This window comes from Pseudomonas sp. FME51, from assembly GCF_014897305.1.
This window is the reverse complement of sequence record NZ_JABUYN010000002.1, coordinates 73,989-90,949: the sequence shown is the minus strand read 5'-3', so window position 1 is coordinate 90,949 and position 16,961 is coordinate 73,989. Positions and strand designations below refer to the sequence as shown.

15 protein-coding genes are annotated in these 16,961 nt (G+C 55.9%); 8 read left to right on the top strand and 7 right to left on the bottom strand.

Annotated elements, in window-relative coordinates:
* Positions 1 to 14: 14 nt before the first annotated feature.
* On the bottom strand, positions 15 to 1,271 hold the full coding sequence (waaA, locus tag INT39_RS04865) for a lipid IV(A) 3-deoxy-D-manno-octulosonic acid transferase (RefSeq protein ID WP_193072205.1): 1,257 nt from the start codon (positions 1,269 to 1,271) through the stop codon (positions 15 to 17).
* Positions 1,272 to 1,399: 128 nt separating this feature from the next.
* Here waaA and INT39_RS04860 point away from each other — a divergent pair, with 128 nt between their 5' ends.
* From INT39_RS04860 to INT39_RS04840, 5 genes are all read left to right on the top strand, one after another.
* Complete coding sequence (locus INT39_RS04860) at positions 1,400 to 2,566, top strand: NAD(P)/FAD-dependent oxidoreductase (protein ID WP_193072203.1); 1,167 nt, start codon at positions 1,400 to 1,402, stop codon at positions 2,564 to 2,566.
* Positions 2,566 to 3,360 carry an aldo/keto reductase gene (locus INT39_RS04855; RefSeq protein ID WP_193072201.1) on the top strand — a complete coding sequence of 265 codons (795 nt, stop codon included), beginning with the start codon at positions 2,566 to 2,568 and terminating at the stop codon, positions 3,358 to 3,360. The genes INT39_RS04860 and INT39_RS04855 overlap by 1 nt, the downstream gene beginning before the upstream one ends.
* A 46-nt stretch (positions 3,361 to 3,406) precedes the next feature.
* Positions 3,407 to 4,279: a metal ABC transporter ATPase gene (locus INT39_RS04850; protein ID WP_193072199.1), complete on the top strand. Its 873-nt coding sequence runs from the start codon at positions 3,407 to 3,409 to the stop codon at positions 4,277 to 4,279.
* Positions 4,280 to 4,518: 239 nt separating this feature from the next.
* Positions 4,519 to 6,015: an acetyl-CoA hydrolase/transferase family protein gene (locus INT39_RS04845; RefSeq protein WP_193072197.1), complete on the top strand. Its 1,497-nt coding sequence runs from the start codon at positions 4,519 to 4,521 to the stop codon at positions 6,013 to 6,015.
* A 187-nt stretch (positions 6,016 to 6,202) separates the two neighbouring features.
* Entirely contained in the window at positions 6,203 to 6,679 is a 477-nt protein-coding gene (locus INT39_RS04840) for a hypothetical protein (RefSeq protein WP_193072195.1), read from the top strand.
* Between the two features lie 120 nt (positions 6,680 to 6,799).
* Here the strand turns inward: INT39_RS04840 and hldE are convergent, their stop codons facing one another.
* Together hldE and msbA are read right to left on the bottom strand one after the other, a co-directional pair.
* Positions 6,800 to 8,251 carry a bifunctional D-glycero-beta-D-manno-heptose-7-phosphate kinase/D-glycero-beta-D-manno-heptose 1-phosphate adenylyltransferase HldE gene (gene hldE, locus INT39_RS04835; protein WP_193073019.1) on the bottom strand — a complete coding sequence of 484 codons (1,452 nt, stop codon included), beginning with the start codon at positions 8,249 to 8,251 and terminating at the stop codon, positions 6,800 to 6,802.
* A gap of 51 nt (positions 8,252 to 8,302) precedes the next feature.
* Positions 8,303 to 10,087, bottom strand: coding sequence for a lipid A export permease/ATP-binding protein MsbA (gene msbA / locus INT39_RS04830; protein ID WP_193072193.1), 1,785 nt, complete (start codon positions 10,085 to 10,087; stop codon positions 8,303 to 8,305).
* A gap of 153 nt (positions 10,088 to 10,240) precedes the next feature.
* Between msbA and INT39_RS04825 the strand changes: the two genes are divergently transcribed.
* The 3 genes from INT39_RS04825 (at position 10,241) to INT39_RS04815 (ending at position 11,603) form a co-directional block, all read left to right on the top strand.
* Entirely contained in the window at positions 10,241 to 10,837 is a 597-nt protein-coding gene (locus INT39_RS04825) for a lipopolysaccharide kinase InaA family protein (protein ID WP_193072191.1), read from the top strand.
* A 146-nt stretch (positions 10,838 to 10,983) separates the two neighbouring features.
* The gene (locus INT39_RS04820; protein ID WP_193072189.1) at positions 10,984 to 11,226 is read left to right on the top strand and encodes a type II toxin-antitoxin system Phd/YefM family antitoxin; all 243 of its coding nucleotides are present in this window, start codon (positions 10,984 to 10,986) and stop codon (positions 11,224 to 11,226) included.
* Positions 11,223 to 11,603: a type II toxin-antitoxin system VapC family toxin gene (locus INT39_RS04815; protein ID WP_193072188.1), complete on the top strand. Its 381-nt coding sequence runs from the start codon at positions 11,223 to 11,225 to the stop codon at positions 11,601 to 11,603. The genes INT39_RS04820 and INT39_RS04815 overlap by 4 nt, the downstream gene beginning before the upstream one ends.
* A 133-nt stretch (positions 11,604 to 11,736) precedes the next feature.
* Here INT39_RS04815 and INT39_RS04810 read toward each other — a convergent pair whose 3' ends face one another.
* The 4 genes from INT39_RS04810 to INT39_RS04795 all read right to left on the bottom strand — a co-directional run bounded on the left by INT39_RS04810 (position 11,737) and on the right by INT39_RS04795 (position 16,749).
* Positions 11,737 to 12,600, bottom strand: coding sequence for a polysaccharide pyruvyl transferase family protein (locus INT39_RS04810; RefSeq protein ID WP_193072187.1), 864 nt, complete (start codon positions 12,598 to 12,600; stop codon positions 11,737 to 11,739).
* Positions 12,601 to 12,609: 9 nt separating this feature from the next.
* Positions 12,610 to 13,779, bottom strand: coding sequence for a hypothetical protein (locus INT39_RS04805; RefSeq protein WP_193072186.1), 1,170 nt, complete (start codon positions 13,777 to 13,779; stop codon positions 12,610 to 12,612).
* 95 nt (positions 13,780 to 13,874) lie between these two features.
* Entirely contained in the window at positions 13,875 to 14,810 is a 936-nt protein-coding gene (locus INT39_RS04800) for a glycosyltransferase family 2 protein (RefSeq protein WP_193072185.1), read from the bottom strand.
* Positions 14,794 to 16,749: an acyltransferase family protein gene (locus INT39_RS04795; RefSeq protein ID WP_193072184.1), complete on the bottom strand. Its 1,956-nt coding sequence runs from the start codon at positions 16,747 to 16,749 to the stop codon at positions 14,794 to 14,796. Before INT39_RS04795 ends, INT39_RS04800 begins: the two co-directional genes overlap by 17 nt.
* Positions 16,750 to 16,961: the final 212 nt, after the last annotated feature.

The following is a 16,961-nucleotide window of genomic DNA, read 5'->3' as shown; positions in this document are numbered from 1 at the left end:
ATGCCCGGACGCTGCTACAACCGCCGGGCGACACCCTGGAGGAGCCTTTCCAGGGCCCCCTGATTGGCTTCAACCACTGCCCGTCCCGCCTCTCCAGCGCCCCCTGCCGACGACCGATCACTCAACCAACCGTTGACTCGCTCGGCCATGGCCTGCGCATCCGCCACTTCAACCAGCGCTCCGGCCTGCTCCAGCAACTCGCTGATCTCGGCAAAGTTGAAACGATGTGGTCCGGACAACACTGGCAGGCCAAGCGCCGCCGGTTCCAGATAATTGTGCCCACCACCGGGGATCAGCGAACCGCCCACGAAAGCCACATCGGCGCAGGCATAGAACTGCATCAGCTCGCCCATGGTATCGCCCAGCAACACCTGATCACTCGGTGTCGGCATGTTGCCCGCACTGCGCCGCACCATGTTCAGATCAGCCCCTTCTATCTGCCTGGCGACCGCATCGAAACGCTCAGGGTGACGCGGCACCAGGATCAGCAGCGCATCAGGATGTTGTTGCAGAACCTGCCGGTGCGCTGCCAGCACGATTTCGTCTTCGCCAGAGTGGGTACTGGCGGCAATCCAGACCGCACGCTCACCCCACTGAGCCCGCCACTGCGCAGCCGTGGCCAACAGCTCCCCCCCCGGCTTGAGGTCGAATTTGATGCTGCCGGTCACCGTCAACGCTGTCTGGCGCACGCCCAGCGCGATGAAACGCTCAGCCTCGGCTGCCGTCTGCACCGCCACCCAATCCAGCGCTGCAAACATAGGCCGCACCAGCCCTGACACTCGCTGATAGCCGCGGGCCGAGCGCTCGGACAAACGAGCATTAGCCAACACCACGGGCACACCCACCCGTCCGCACTCGGCTACCAGATTGGGCCACAGCTCGGTTTCCATAATGATGGCGATGCGTGGCTGCAGCCGCCGAATAATGCGCCGCTGCAGCCAGGGAAGGTCATAGGGCAGATAGGCATGCCCCACCTCGTCACCGAACAATTTGCGGATCTGTTCAGAGCCGGTCGGCGTCATGCAGGTAATGGTGACTAGCAGCTCCGGATGACGCTTGCGCAGCTCGCGCACCATGGGCGCTGCCGCGATCGACTCGCCCACCGACACCGCATGCACCCAGATGCCACCGGCACGCAGATCGCCACCCAGGGCAAAACGCTCGCGCCAGCGCCGCGCATAGGCTGGCGCGCGCCAGGCACGGTACAGCAGCCGCGCCAGAATCAGCGGCAGACACAGGGTAAAGATCAGACTGTACAGAAAACGCGGCATTCCCTTCTCCAGAACCGGGTCGAGCGGCACAAACGCGGCATAGAGTAGCAGAAGTGACCTGCCCGGCTGCTAATGGCTATACTACGCGGGCAAAACCAGCCCCTTATTCCTTGAAATCCGCGGAGCCCATGAGCACATCCCTGCACACCGATATCTGTATTCTGGGCGGCGGCGTCGCCGGTCTCTGGCTGAACGCGCGCCTGCGGCAACAGGGTTTCAGCACCCTGCTGGTTGAGCCACATGCGCTCGGCGGCGGGCAGAGCAGCAAGTCCCAGGGCATCATTCATGGCGGTACGAAATATGCGCTGAACGGCAAACTGACCACCGCGGCAGAGGCCATTGCCGGCATGCCCAATCGTTGGCGTGCCTGTCTGGAAGGCACTGGCGAGCTCGATCTGCGTGGAGCCAGAGTGCTTTCCGCCCATCACTACCTGTGGTCACCGGGCAATCTGATCAGCAATCTGGCCGGGTTCTTCGCCAGCAAGGCACTGCGCGGTCGGGTAGACAGTGTCAAAGGCAAAGAGCTGCCGCCGGTATTCAACAACCCTGCCTTCAAAGGCAAGGTCTACCGCCTGGCCGAACTGGTGCTGGACGTGCCCGACGTCGTACGCCATCTGGCAGCACTCGGTGGGGACAGCCTGATCAGCGGCCCGGTGCACATCGAAGGCAACAGCGCCGGCATCAGCTCGGTACAGGTTGCCGACCAGCAGATCATCGCCCGTCGCTACGTGCTGACCGCCGGTGAAGGCAACGAAGCCCTTCTGCAAAGCGCTGGTATCACGCAACCGGCCATGCAGCGCCGGCCCCTGCAGATGGTCCTGGTCAAGGGGCCGAACCTGCCGGCACTCTATGCCCACTGCCTGGGCAACAGTCCCAAACCGCGCGTGACCGTGACTACCCACCCCTGCAGCGACGGGCAATGGTGCTGGTATCTCGGTGGCGAGCTAGCCGAACAGGGTACCAACATGCCTGCCGACACGCTGATCCAACAGGCGCAAAAAGAACTGCGCGAGCTGTTGCCCTGGGTCGACTTGCAGAATTGCCAATGGACCACGTTGCCAGTCACTCGTGCTGAGCCGGCGCAGAGCGGACTGGTTCGTCCAGACAATGCCTACCTGCAAGCGGTAGGCAATGCGCTGATCTGCTGGCCGACCAAACTGGCGTTGGCTCCCGATCTGAGCGACCAGGCTATCGCCGAGCTGGGCCGTCAGGCAGTCAAACCTGATCTGCCACAACCAAGCAGCGACCTGCCACTGCCACCGGTTGCCACCCCCGTCTGGGATACGTTGTTCTGATGAAAACGCTACATCAATATCATCGCCCCCTGGGCAGCACCGGCCTGACGGTTTCCCCGCTCGGCCTTGGCACCGTCAAGATCGGCCGCAATCAGGGGGTCAAATACCCCAGCGGCTTCGAGCTGCCGGATGATCAGCAAGTGCGCGAGCTGCTGGCATTGTCCCGCGACCTGGGCATTAATCTGCTGGATACCGCGCCAGCCTATGGCATCAGCGAGCAACGCCTGGGTCCGCTGCTGTCAGGTCAGCGGCAGGAATGGGTCCTGTGCAGCAAGGTTGGTGAAGAGTTCGAGAACGGCGAGTCCTGGTTTGATTTCAGTGCCCAGCACACGCGCCACTCGGTGGAGCGTTCACTGCAACGTCTGCACACGGACTACCTGGACCTGGTACTGGTGCACTCCAATGGTGATGACTTGCAGGTGCTCGCTGAAGAGGTCTACCCAGCGCTGCAACAGCTGAAACAAGAGGGCTTGATTCGCGCCTTCGGTTTTTCCGGCAAGACCGTCGCCGGCGGTTTGCAGGCACTGGAGCAGGGTGATTGCGCCATGGTCACCTGGAACCTGCGCGAGCAGACCGAACTTCCGGTGCTCGACTTTGCGCTGTCACACAACAAGGGCATTCTGGTAAAAAAAGCACTCGCCAGCGGACATATCTGTCTTGAAGGCGAAGACCCGGTCCGCGCCGGATTCGAGCTGGTATTCAGCCATGCCGCGGTCGGCAGCGCCATCATCGGCACCATCAACCCGGCGCATCTGACGCAGAACGTCATCACTGTAGCCAACATCCTGGAATAATCCGCTCTGAATACCTGAGCACGACGCCAGGAAGAAAGGGGGCATCATGGTCACCATCATTGCCCGCCACGACCCTGTGGCGTTCAAGACCCAGGCCATCCACATCCAGGCCAGTCCTGAAGTGTTGCGTTATACACCGGTCGGCAACCCGCTGAATTTCGAGCAGATGCTTGAATTGCGCCAGCCGGTGCAGGTGGACGACCCGGAGTCCTTCGAATTAACTGCTGCCAACCTCGGTGTATCTGCCGATATCACCTTCCGCTGGCAACAGCGTGACTTCCGTCTGCTGGTCAGACAACAGCGCCCCGATCGGGGTGATGACGTGCTGAAGCTGCTGTCCGGGTACGTGCCTGCTCACGAGCTGCGCCTGCCTCTACTGACGCTGATGACCGAACTCGCCGAAGAACTCCTGCTGGAAACCGACCAGGGTTGGCTTCCCGGCCGCTATCAGGATATCTGGCTGCCCACGCCCTATGCCGACACATTGCTACCTGACCGCAACCGCTGGTATACCCTCGGCCCTCATCAGGGCGCGGCAAGGGCCGTGCTCTGCCGGGAACTGAATCTGCTCGAACGCCCACGAGCCTACGTGCACCTGCCGACCAACTCATTGCAACTGGTCTACCACATGCACCTCAGCGTACCCCGCTGCGCCGACCTCAGTGCCTTGCATGCCGACGAATCGCTGGACCTACAGAGCGGGCGGCTGCAGGCTCAACTGGACCATCAGCAACCGGACCTGTATCTGGCCGAACTCCTCGACGGCGCGGCCAGCGGTCGAGTATTTACCCTGGTGGAAGGCACATTGATCGAACAGCAGCACCCTCACCTCATGCTCAGCGAAGCCTTTGCGCCGCAGACTGGCTGGGTGGTGGCAGACTCCCACTGCGCCTGGCCGAATGGCCTTGGGCCGGCATGAGGTGGTAAGATTGCCAGCTGCATCGTGACCACTCGGTCACGATGACTGACTCTGCATAGGTCACCCTAGTAGGTCGTTGAAAAACGCAGTAATGAGCAGTTTTTCCACGGATTGCTAAAGGAGGTCTCCGACGTGCATCCACGCATGCTCGGGCTCCTTAGACCTTGGTCGGATCGCAATGATGGCCCGCACTTCCCTAGACTGCCGGCTGTTCGTAATCACCCACTGGTATCAAATCCATGTATAAAAGTCGTATTCGCATGGCTGCGCTGCATGACAAGGTCATGAGCGCGGCAGACGCTGCATTATTGATTGAAGATGGTATGACCGTCGGCATGAGCGGTTTCACCCGTGCCGGTGAAGCCAAGGCAGTGCCACAGGCACTGGCCGAACGCGCCCGTGAACAGCCGCTGAAAATCAGCCTGCTGACCGGAGCCAGCCTGGGCAATGATCTGGACAAACACTTGACCGAAGCCGGTGTACTGGCTCGCCGGATGCCCTTCCAGGTGGACGCAACCCTGCGCAAGGCGATCAACCAGGGCGAGGTCATGTTCATCGATCAACACCTGTCCGACACCGTCGAGCAGATGCGCAACCATCAATTGAAGATGCCCGATATTGCCGTTATCGAAGCCGTTGCCATCACCGAGGAAGGTCACATAGTACCGACCACCTCCGTCGGCAACTCCGCCAGCTTCGCCATCTTCGCCAAGCAGGTCGTGGTCGAGATCAACCTCGCACACAACCCGAACCTGGAAGGTCTGCACGACATCTATATCCCGACCTACCGGCCGACCCGCACACCGATCCCCCTGGTCACCTCCGATCAGCGCATCGGCAGCACAGCCATCCCGATCGACCCGGCCAAGATCGCTGCGATTGTCATTACCGACCAACCCGACTCCTACTCCACGGTTACTCCGCCGGATGAAGAAACCCAGGGCATTGCCAATCACCTGATCGGTTTCTTCGAGAAGGAGGTTGAAGCCGGCCGCCTGCCGAAGAACCTGGGGCCGTTGCAAGCGGGTATCGGCAGCATCGCCAATGCGGTCATCTGCGGCTTTGTCGATTCCTCATTTGAAGACCTGGTGATGTACTCCGAAGTACTCCAGGACTGCACCTTCGAGCTGATCGACGCCGGCAAGATGAAGTTTGCCTCCGGCTGCTCCATCACCCTGTCCGGTCGTTGCAACGAGCGCGTGTTCGGCAACCTGGAGAAGTACAAGGACAAGCTGGTCATGCGCCCGCAGGAAATGTCCAACCACCCGGAAATTGTCCGCCGCCTGGGTATCATCGGCATCAATACCGCTTTGGAGTTCGATATCTACGGCAACGTCAACTCGACCCACGTCGGTGGCACAAAAATGATGAACGGCATCGGTGGCTCGGGGGATTTTGCCCGTAACGCCAATCTGGCGATCTTCGTCACCAAGTCGATTGCCAAGGGCGGCGCCATCTCCAGCGTCGTGCCCATGGTCAGCCATGTGGACCACACCGAGCATGACGTCGACATTCTGGTTACCGAGCAGGGTCTGGCCGACCTGCGCGGTCTGGCACCTCGTGAGCGTGCCCGTCAGGTAATCGACAATTGCGTGCATCCGGACTACCGCGACGCATTGAACGACTATTTCGACCGCGCCTGCGACAAGGGCGGCCACACCCCGCACCTGCTGCGCGAGGCTGTCGAATGGCACCTTAACCTGGAAGAATTCGGCCACATGCGTGCCGCTGGCTGATTCATCAGTTTGATCACCCTGCTCCGCAGCTGCCAAGGATTGCTGCGGAGCAGAGTCTTATATGCCTTGCGTCACAAAACCCTCTTCTACTCACGCCCTCTGCGCAATATTGTGAACTGCCGCAACTCCTTCGTTGGCCACCCTTGCTATCTTGCACGTTGAACCCACCAACTGCCCGGGGCTCATCATGGATGCCAGCCAAACCCGAAACGGATGCCAGCGTCGCCTGTCAGTCTTCAGCACCATCATTTTCCTATCAGCAATGATGAGCATCAGTCTGCCCACCCATGCCAGCGATCGCAGGGTCGAACGACAAACCGTATTCAGCGACCACAACTATACGCCCAGGCGCAGCGTAAACAGCATGCTCTCAGTGGTGGCAGACAAGGAGCGAAACGGGCCAGTCGAGGCTCCGAAGATTGAAAGAAAAACGGAAAAAGTGAAGTGGCTCGACGCCCGAGGCACGGAAACCGAATACCGCATGTATTACCAACATGACGGCAGCACGCTGGACTTTGCCAGCGTCTGCAGTAATCACCGCAGCGGCTCAATCGCTTATCGCAACTGCCGCAAGGCGGCCAGACAATGGTTCGGTACCAAGTGCAATGGCGGAAGTAGCGCAGGGAAGATGTATTGCCATGCCCGAAATGCGTTCAGGCCATAAGCTAGTGCGCGTCCGCAGAACCGAGCGCTGACCTCATAACTGATCGTTCGGACGCTGGAGCGTTCACGGCGCGGCTACCACGCAGAGCGTGGGAGCCATCAGACTGGAGCACCGCAGTGTTTAAATGGCTCCGGGAGAGCCAGCCTCCTTACTCTGCTCACGAATCTTTTCAACAATGGCCGTAGTCGAGCAACTATCGACGAATTTCAATACCTTCACTTCACCACCGTAGGCCTGCACTATGGACGCGCCCACCACCTGATCGATGCCGTAGTCTCCGCCCTTGACCAATACGTCCGGCCGCAGCTGCTCCAACAGAACTTCCGGTGTGTCTTCGGGGAAACTGACCACCCAATCCACAGCACCCAACCCAGCCAACACCGTCATGCGCCGCTCAACCGCGTTGATCGGTCGCCCTGGGCCTTTCAGGCGGGTCACTGAAGCATCGTCATTGATTGCCACGATCAACCGATCACCCTGGCTACGCGCCTCCTCCAGATAACCGACATGACCGGCATGGACAATGTCAAAACAGCCGTTGGTAAAGACGATGCGCTCGCCATGGGCACGGGCATCTTCCACAGCCACGATCAGCTGCTCAGCCGACAGCACACCGAGCCCCGCCCCCTGCTCATGCTGCACGGCACGACGAAGCTCAGGTGCGCTGACAGCAGCGGTGCCCAGCTTACCGATAACGATACCCGCAGCCAGGTTGGCCAAGCCCACAGCATTGGACATCGATTCTCCGGCCGCCAGTGCGGTAGCCAACGTAGAAATCACAGTGTCACCGGCACCGGTCACATCGAACACTTCCCGCGCACGGGCCGGCAAATGCATCGCCACCTCACCACGTCGCAGCAGCGTCATGCCGTGCTCGCTGCGGGTCACCAGCAGCGCCTCCAGGTCCAGTTCTTCGATCAGTGCCATACCCCTGTCGACGAGCTCCTGCTCGGTGGAGCAGACACCCACCACCGCCTCAAACTCAGACAGGTTGGGAGTGATCAGGGTCGCGCCACGGTAGATCGAAAAATCCTTGCCTTTGGGGTCAGCCAACACCGGCAGATTATGCTCCCGGGCCAACCTGATCAGCGCTTGATGGTTGACCAACGCACCCTTGCCGTAGTCGGAGAGAATAACCACCTTGACCTGATCCAACAGTCCCTTGACTGTCTCCAGCACGGCAGCACCATCGGTCTCAAAGGGTTGCTCAAAGTCGAGACGAAGCAATTGCTGATGTCGACTCATCACCCGCAGTTTGGTAATCGTCGGCTGCTCCGGATGCGCCTGAAAGGCACAATAGACCCCAGCCGCATTCAAACGCTGCCGCAAGCTGTCGGCGGCCTCGTCGGCACCCGTCACGCCTACCAGCCAGGCAGGGGCACCCAGCGCTGCAATATTCAGCGCCACGTTACCTGCGCCACCGGGACGATCTTCCATATGATCAACCTTGACCACTGGTACCGGCGCTTCCGGCGAAATACGGTGGGTGGGGCCGTGCCAATAGCGGTCCAGCATCACATCACCCACCACCAGAACCGGCGCGGAGTCAAAACGGGGCATGGTCAGTTTCATTGCATCACTCATTTATATTGGTTCCGACCCTTTGGTCTGGGTAATAACGTCTCAGACAACAGGCTTTTCATCCTGAAACTGCATGCTATGCAGCCGCGCGTAATAGCCATTCTGCGCCATCAGCTCAACGTGACTGCCTCGCTCGACGATCTGGCCCTTGTCCATCACCATAATGATGTCGGCCTTCTCAACGGTCGACAGACGGTGGGCAATCACCAAGGCGGTCCGCCCCTCCATGACGCGATCCAATGCGCCTTGGATATGCCGCTCAGACTCAGTGTCCAGCGCAGACGTAGCCTCATCCAGAATCAGAATGGGCGCGTCGCGCAACAGGGCGCGGGCAATAGCCAAGCGCTGACGCTGACCACCGGATAGCAGCACGCCGTTTTCACCCACCAGCGTATCAAAACCCTGGGGTAACTCCTCGATGAATTCGCGCGCATAGGCCGCTTCAGCGGCCTCGATAATGGCTTCGCGCGGCGCACCGGCCAGATCACCATAGGCGATATTGTTAGCCACCGTATCGTTGAATAGAGTGACATGCTGGGTCACCAGCGCGATGTGCCGTCGCAGATTGCGCAGGCGGTACTGCTCCACCTCAACGCCATCAAGCAGGATCTCACCCTCGTCATGACTGTAGAAACGGGGAATGAGATTGGCAAGCGTCGACTTGCCACTGCCCGAGCGCCCAACCAATGCCACCATCTGCCCCGGCTCGACGGAAAAACTGATGTTTTGCAACACCACCTTGTCCGTCTCGGGATAATGGAAGGACAGATTCTTCACTTCGATACGTCCGCTGATGCGGTCGCGCTCTATGTTGCCAGTATCCTTCTCGGGTTCCTCGTCCAACTGCTCGAAGATACTCTCGGCCGCGGCGATACCTTTCTGGATATTGGCGCTGACTTCGGATAGCTGACGGATAGGTTTTGGCAACATACCGGCCGCAGTGATATAGGCCACCAGGTCACCCGCCGTGGCATCACCACGTAGAAACAGCACCAGGAACATCACGCCAGCCATCGCGCCGTAGGTCACCAACTGCAACATGGGCGTAAATACCGCGCCCGTACGCACCATCCTCAGGCCGCGTAAACGATTGTTTTCACTGGCCTTCTCAAATCGCTCACTCTCATACGTCTCGCCGCCGAAACTACGCACCACACGATAACCGGTGATGGTTTCGGAGGTCACATGGGTAACATCGCCCATGGCAGTCTGGATCTTTTTGCTCTGTTTGCGGAATTTTTTACTGGTGCTGTTGACCAGCAAGCCAATCAGCGGAAGAACCGCCATCAGGACCAGGGTCAGCTTCCAGTTCATCCATAGCAGATAGCCAAATAGGAAGATCACCGTCATGCCTTCGCGAAACACCACCTTGATCGCATCGGTGGCGGCCCCGGTTACCATCGTTACGTTGAAGGTGACGCGCGAGACCAGATGGCCCGAGTTGTTGTTGTCAAAATAGCGGTTGGGCAGAGTTAGCAGGTTGTCGAACAGCGCGGTCCGCAGGTCATGCACCACCCCCAACGACACTCGAGCAATGTAATAATTACCCAGAAAGGAGCCTATCCCCTGATACACCGCGATCAGTATGATGAACAGCGGAAAACCCCAGATCAGTGGGACACCGAGGAACTGCGCGCTATCCCCCTCAGTCAGACCATCAACGAAATACTTCAGCATCCCGGCCATAGCCGGCTGGCTGGATGCAAAGATCATGAAGCCAAAAATACTGACCGCAAAAGGCAGCCAGTAGGGTTTGACGTAGCCAAGCAGGCGCGCATAGATGCGAATACTGGAGCGGGCAAAGCTTTCTTTCTGAGAATCCGACATAAGCTCTTCGCGAAATGGAATCAGGCCGGGAGTTTATCACAGCGCACCGCCGGCAACCCCGACACGACCAAAGGCCTCTGCATCTGAACGATACTGCACATGAAGCAAAACTGTAGTTACGGTAAACTGCCGTTTTGTTTCAGGATCGTGTCAATGCAGCCACTCAGCAGGGAACAGTACGATATCTGGCGCACCGACGCGCAGATACTGGAGAAAGATGGTCATGGCGAAAAGGTCCTGCGCCTGGCCGATGGTACTTTTCTCAAATTGTTCCGGCGCAAAAGCTGGTTCTCAAAAAGCGCTTTCCATCCACCGGCCAAGCGCTTCGCGGAAAACGCCGCAGAACTGCAGCGCCTCGGTATCCCCTGCCCCCAGGTCATCCAGCTTTACCAGATGAGCACCCCATACCGCTCCGTCGTACATTACGAGCCACTGGCAGGCGAAACACTTCGGCAACTGCTGCACAACGACACCAGTCTCGACCAGCTTGAGCTCTTTGCCCGTCTGGCTGAATTCATCACCAAACTGCATGACCTGGGTGTGTACTTCCGCTCGCTGCATATGGGTAATATCGTCCTGACCCCAGACAATGAGCTGGGACTGATCGACATCTCGGATATGCGCTGCTTGGGCCGACCGCTATCCAGACGGATGCGAGATAGGAACTATCAGCATTTGCTGCGCTATGAGAGTGATTGGGAGCTGGTGAATCCGAGCATTGGGACCTTGTTCATGTTCAGCAGAACGTGAACGACTAACACCGTACCGTTGTCGCCTCCGCTCCAGACTGCTGTTGCAGCTGCCTGCTGCAAAACCACCAAAGCTACCTCATTAGCGTTTTTTAGTATTTCGCACTAAAATTAGCTAACAACGTTAGTTTAACCGGGTATACAGCTATGAACGTAGAAACCGTCAACATGCATGAGGCCAAGACCAACCTGTCGAAGCTGGTTGATCACATCAGCACTCAAGGCGGTTCGTTTATCATCGCCAAAGCTGGCAAACCCGTGGCTCGAGTCACGGGCATCCACAAGAAGCCCCGGACCGGGATGCTTCAAGGCATTTGTGAGATACCCGAGGATTTCGACACCATGATGGCGGATGAGATCGAGTCGCTGTTCACAGGTGGCCAGCCTTGAAGTTTTTGCTCGACACCCACCTCCTGATCTGGGCGGCAGTAGACCCTGATCGACTACCAACCGAAGCTGCCGATATTATCAAGTCACCGTCGCATGAGCTGTATTTCAGTGCAGCTAGTATTTGGGAGGTGGCCATTAAGACCGGCAGCGGCGGCTTGAAACTCGACCCCTCCGTACTACGCCGGGCCCTGCTGGACGCTGACTATCATGAATTAGTCATTACCAGCGAGCACACCGCACGGGTTATAACCTTGGAAGACCACCATAAAGACCCGTTTGATCGCATTCTGATAGCACAGGCCATGGAAGAAGGGATGGAGCTGCTGACACATGACAGCATGGTGGCTAAGTATAAAGGACCCATCCGGTTCGTATAGAAGACGGTGCTTTAGGAGCCGCGACCTACTCAGTAAAGTCTTATGAGCAGGTCGCCGGCTTACATATCTATACTTACTTTCATCTGACCCCGATTACTCTCTGACCCCGGTGACTGCTCAGTCAAGTACGGAGTTACGCCTTCTTGAAGTCAACAAGCCTGCTGTAGTCCGGTTTGGACTTGATGGAAAAATCGTAGACACCTCGAATCTTATAGTACGAGTTTTCACGAAGTCTGACCTTCGTGCCAACCAGAACGCAGGCAACAAAAACATGGAGACGGTCCGTTTCTACCCGTTCGTACCAAGAGAGCACCTTCAATAACCAATAGGATGACACCAGGTTTAGCTCTCTATTGCGCGTCCCAAATTTAGCCAGTCGTGAAATGTCGTTAATCTTCTTTTTCTTCCCCTCAATCCGTGATTCCCTGTCGGTTCGTAGAGCTTGGAGGTCCCCAGTAAATCTCGACCTGACGAAATGGTAAGCGATATAAGCCATCCTACGGATATTCTTTATACTCAGCCGCATACCTCCCCTCTCGCGTAACATTTCTCGATCTACTGAAAACGCAAGATCATGATCCAGCTTGATTGAGCAGGATAGACCCAATGAGCAAGCGTAGTCGTAACTGTATTGTTCACGAAGAAAAAGCACATCCTTCTCGCGCAAGAGACCCAGCACATCTTGCCTGCCTTCAATAGATTGGGGCATGAGCAGCAGCGGGAATGGATAAGCCGTGAGCCTTCGAATAAGATCACTTCCTCCTTCCCAATATGGGACGATGTTGCCCCCCCCGGACAGGATGACTAGATCTCTCTCACCCAAACTGTCGAAGTCAAAAGAATCGGAGATCTCCTCGTACTCAAGCCCGGTGCGCTCGGCAATTGAGTAGAAACCCACATTTATCAGCGAATCACCCGCATTGCCCGAGTTCGGACGAAAGTAAATCCGTTGGTAGTGGTTCTGGGCAGCTTCCAGTACTTCATCGACAGTTTTCATGCACTTACCTTATTCAACCTTCCGCCCCAGAAAAACCTTATGTATGGCACGCTTCAGCTTCCCCATGCTTCTTCTATAACGCCAGATACGCCAGTTGTGGGAATCAGAGCGACTCAAGATCTTTAACCATGCAGCATAAACTGAAGAAGATTGCAGCCCGCTGCTTTCCATTAGCCGGAGGTTTTCATTGGTGAATTTACGCGCAGAGCTACTTGTCAGCAAAAACGACCGTATGCGCTTCTCATCAATCTTGTGAGGAAAGGTTTTACACTCAGCCAAAACGCCCATCGCATACATGCTGGTCATTGTCCTTAGGCATTTTTCACAAGCGCCACAGTTGTATGCTCCTTCAACACGCTCCCAACAGACTCGAAGATGATCCAGCGCGAGCGCGCTGTCCTTAATGACCTGCACTTTCTCGACTCGAGAAGCCTCACAACCATCATGCACATATTCAACAGTTTCGTCTGATAGCAAAGGGTCTGTGTCCGGATGCGAGCCCCAAGGCATGAGGTCCTCCTCAGCAAAACTGGATGGAACGTAAATCTTGTCCAAATGCCCCGCAAGCAAACGTCCAGCGACGCCCAGCGCAATACCATGACTTTTAAGGCCCCACTCACCAAAAGCACGGAACAACTTCTGGCTATCGGTTTCAATCTCAATAAAACGAATATTGGCCTCTTCAGCAATCTGCCGGCCCATCTCCGTTATCGCCTCTCGCCTTGAAAGGTCATCAAGCTGCAGATCATAGCCATGGACATAGATGAGATCTGTGATTTCGCTCCGGTGCTTGATAAAGGTATAAAACGAGTCGACGCCCCCAGTGAAGAAACTGCCTACCCTACCTGTATTTCTGGAGACAGCTTGGTCGCCAGAAATGTCTGTTAGCTCCAGCGCATGATACTCAGGGAACCAACTGGAAAAAATCTCCGAGAATTGGCGCATGTTATGAAGAAGAGATTCTGATACTGGGGTTTCAGACGTCAAGCGCCGACTGTCGCACATCGCAGGCAACGTACTCAGAAGCAATGAGGCCTCAATACTTTCCTGCAGTTTCAGAGTGTCGCATTTGAAGTAGGGACTGAAAGTCCCACGGGAGCTTTCAATGTCAAAAACTAGTCTGTCCTGTACCCAGTGCGGCTTCTTCAGGATAAATTCTGCAGTTGGTGCCTCATGCATCTTTCCTCTCCCATCATCATGTATTTGGCTCAAGCCACTTCTCGCATGACTTCAGCACTCGTCAGACACTCGCCCCCGCAGTGACGTACTGACTCTCAACCACTCATCCCCACCCACAATCGCAATGCCTTTCGAGTGTAAGACGTCCGAAAAATGGCGCGCCAGTCAGCAGACAATGCCTGTTTATACAGCTCCTTCGCCTTTTCGTCCTCACCGGCAGCGAGGGCAGTCCGAAACAAAGACAAATAACGTTGTGCAGCGAATAGCTTACGCATCTCGTTCATTTCTGCAGGCAGGCGTCCACCATCAAAGATCTCCCCTACCAGTTGATCGCCAACCTTCAGTCCAGCCTTGAGATCATGTCGCATACTATCATCATGTTTGTAAATACGGGTCAGCAGATGATCGAGATTAGTGCACACGCCATGGGCAAACACCTGGGCAAAAACTGGTATGTCCTCGGCACTGCGAAATCGTTCGGGATACCTTCCATGAGAAAAGATATCTTTTCGCATCGCACATGCACCATTCGATACGCCCAATGTCCTCTCTATAAGATAGTTACGCACACGGGTATAAGCATCGGGCGGCAGGGGATCAGGAAGATGCTCATCCTCACGACCATCAGGATATCGTGAGACATGCCCACCAATCACCAGCTGGGTATCAGGTCTCAGGTCAATATGTTCATTCAAGGCCGCCAATGCACCCGGCAACATTTCATCATCGGCATCCAAAAATATCAGATACTGACCTTGTGCAATATCCAGCCCCTTATTGCGAACAGCTGCCAGCCCTGCATTATCCTGCCGAACCGCTCTGAAACAGTCAGAAAAATCCCGCTCGAGAGCCTCGATCACAGCCGGTGTATTATCCGTGGACCCATCATCAATGATAATGAGCTCAGCGCTTCCGCCTAACTGTAAGAGCACAGACTCTGCAGCGCGTCGCAATATATGGGCATAGTTATACGCAGGGATAACGACACTGATCTTCACCCCCTTCTGATCATTTCTATTTGACTGCTGCATGACGGCCTCCTAAGGAAAGGTCAGAAATCATCATCATCAGTTCGTTCTTGGCTTGCTCAGACCCCCAGGCACTCAAATGGTGTGAGTCACGGTACAATACGCGTCCATCCGTGATGACATTACAGAAGGCATCATCACAGTAGACACTATCGAGATCAACCACATTGAATACGTACTTTCCGGACAAGTCTTCAAGATAGCTGTCAAAGGCCTCCTTGCGCTGGAGGTGGGAATGCTTTCGTGTACGAATATCGAGAGGCCTGTTGAAATACTCCACACGCGCTAGCACTGAAGGAACGTCATAGCGAATCTTTGGCACTTCATTAATGAAAGTGACATCAATTTCCATGTCTCGCATCAAGTCCATGGTACGTTCCAGACCCGCAGCGAAGCTTCTATCATAACCCTCGGTGGACAGGGCATCATATGCCGACCAGACACCCACAAGTATTACCCTCGTTATAGATGGATGGCGTTCCAAGTAACGAACCGCGGCACTATTGAAGTCGGAGCAATCGACATCGGACGGTTTAAAGTTCTGCGTATCAAGCACCGGGGGGCACACAGATTTCCCCAGGAATCCGCCAGAGACCCCAGCCGACCGCGCGGCCAGATCCATTCCGTGAGCGAGTGACAGCGCATGGGAGTCTCCCCATAGAAGAAAAGACGGATCAGCAGTAGTACCCAAAAAGCAGACAGCGTCATCCTTGTCAATTTCCGAAGGAGTCAAGCCGAAACATGGGCGCCGAAACGGAATTGTTTCCTTCGTTACAGCACTTATATTCGCAACCTGATCAGGCAGACGAAACGCAGCGCCACGCGTTATCATCCCCGGCAGCGAGACAACGATAGCGAGTAGACTCAGGCAGGCTGTGAGCTGAAACAGCCGTTTTCTAGGTTGCATGAACCGTCTCTCAGATCCGCGGAAAGGCGTCTCAATAAACTTCCAAGACAACCAGCCTAATATACACGCACCTATAGAAAGCAGAATCTGATGCCATACCTGAAGCGGCTCTATCAAATAATAACGAACAAAAACGAACAACGGCCAGTGCCATAGATATAGTGAATAAGAAATTAAGCCAACGAAGACCAGTACCCTAAAGCTCAGTAACCGCGATGCCCATGTTACGGTAGACGAGCCCGCATGAATGACCATCGCCGCTCCCGCCACAGCCGGGACTGCCGCGACACCCGGGAACAGTGTCTCCTTGGTAAGAAGAAAGGCGCTGGCTATTATTAAAAGGAGCCCTGACGCAGCAGTCCATTCAGCCAGCCAGCGGTTACGGATCGCTGGAATGGCCCCCAACGCAAGCAAACTGCCCGCCAACATTTCCCATGCACGCAGGTGCATAAGATAGAAAACGGCCTCTGGGGAGTTCGTCAGCATGTATTGCGCAGAGAAAAGTGACATTACCGCGAGAATGGCAAGAATGATCCGGACATGCCGAGCTAGGTACTTGGTCAGGAAAAGTAATAGCAGCGGAAAGAATATATAAAACTGCTCCTCCACCGCAAGTGACCAGGTATGGAGCAGCGGAATCATTTCGACAGGGTCGCCGAAATAATCCGTCTTGTCCCAATAATGTATATTGGCCAAGAAAATTACGGCAGCTGCCAGCCCTTCAGAAAAGGCACGAAAATCGACGGGCAGAAAAACAAACCAGGCGATTACAGTAGAAACGGCCAGCATCGTGAATAAGGCCGGTAATAGTCTCCGAATGCGACGCTCGAAGAATTGACCGAAGCTGAAATTTCCAGAACCTATATCGCGATAGAGTATCGAGGTAATCAAGAATCCAGAAATAACAAAGAACACATCTACGCCTACAAACCCACCCGATATCAATCCTACATCAAGGTGAAAAAGCACTACCGACAAGACTGCAATTGCTCTTAGACCGTCAATGTCCTTTCGATACTTAATTACTGATTCCATCTCTACTCCGCGCACTCTGCCGATACTCGTACCACAGCCAAGAGCCGATACCCATGTCTGGCTGAAAATGAAAAAACAATAGGCTCACCACGAAGGTTGGGCGAGGTGTTCAGCGGCGCACCGTTGTCGGCCAGGTTTCCTGTCGACCATCAGGTCGTATCAGTACGGCGGCGCCCCAGTACCTGACCCTTGCACTTTTCCTCGTAGCGACA

What these genes read in the sequence shown, in the direction of transcription:
- INT39_RS04850 (WP_193072199.1), top strand. Translation starts at nt 3,407, where the DNA reads ATGGTCACCATCATTGCCCGCCACGACCCTGTGGCGTTCAAGACCCAG.
- INT39_RS04820 (WP_193072189.1), top strand. Translation starts at nt 10,984, where the DNA reads ATGAACGTAGAAACCGTCAACATGCATGAGGCCAAGACCAACCTGTCG.
- INT39_RS04795 (WP_193072184.1), bottom strand. Translation starts at nt 16,749, where the DNA reads ATGGAATCAGTAATTAAGTATCGAAAGGACATTGACGGTCTAAGAGCA.
- msbA (WP_193072193.1), bottom strand. Translation starts at nt 10,087, where the DNA reads ATGTCGGATTCTCAGAAAGAAAGCTTTGCCCGCTCCAGTATTCGCATC.
- INT39_RS04855 (WP_193072201.1), top strand. Translation starts at nt 2,566, where the DNA reads ATGAAAACGCTACATCAATATCATCGCCCCCTGGGCAGCACCGGCCTG.
- INT39_RS04840 (WP_193072195.1), top strand. Translation starts at nt 6,203, where the DNA reads ATGGATGCCAGCCAAACCCGAAACGGATGCCAGCGTCGCCTGTCAGTC.
- waaA (WP_193072205.1), bottom strand. Translation starts at nt 1,271, where the DNA reads ATGCCGCGTTTTCTGTACAGTCTGATCTTTACCCTGTGTCTGCCGCTG.
- INT39_RS04825 (WP_193072191.1), top strand. Translation starts at nt 10,241, where the DNA reads ATGCAGCCACTCAGCAGGGAACAGTACGATATCTGGCGCACCGACGCG.
- INT39_RS04845 (WP_193072197.1), top strand. Translation starts at nt 4,519, where the DNA reads ATGTATAAAAGTCGTATTCGCATGGCTGCGCTGCATGACAAGGTCATG.
- INT39_RS04800 (WP_193072185.1), bottom strand. Translation starts at nt 14,810, where the DNA reads ATGCAGCAGTCAAATAGAAATGATCAGAAGGGGGTGAAGATCAGTGTC.
- hldE (WP_193073019.1), bottom strand. Translation starts at nt 8,251, where the DNA reads ATGAAACTGACCATGCCCCGTTTTGACTCCGCGCCGGTTCTGGTGGTG.
- INT39_RS04860 (WP_193072203.1), top strand. Translation starts at nt 1,400, where the DNA reads ATGAGCACATCCCTGCACACCGATATCTGTATTCTGGGCGGCGGCGTC.
- INT39_RS04810 (WP_193072187.1), bottom strand. Translation starts at nt 12,600, where the DNA reads ATGAAAACTGTCGATGAAGTACTGGAAGCTGCCCAGAACCACTACCAA.
- INT39_RS04805 (WP_193072186.1), bottom strand. Translation starts at nt 13,779, where the DNA reads ATGCATGAGGCACCAACTGCAGAATTTATCCTGAAGAAGCCGCACTGG.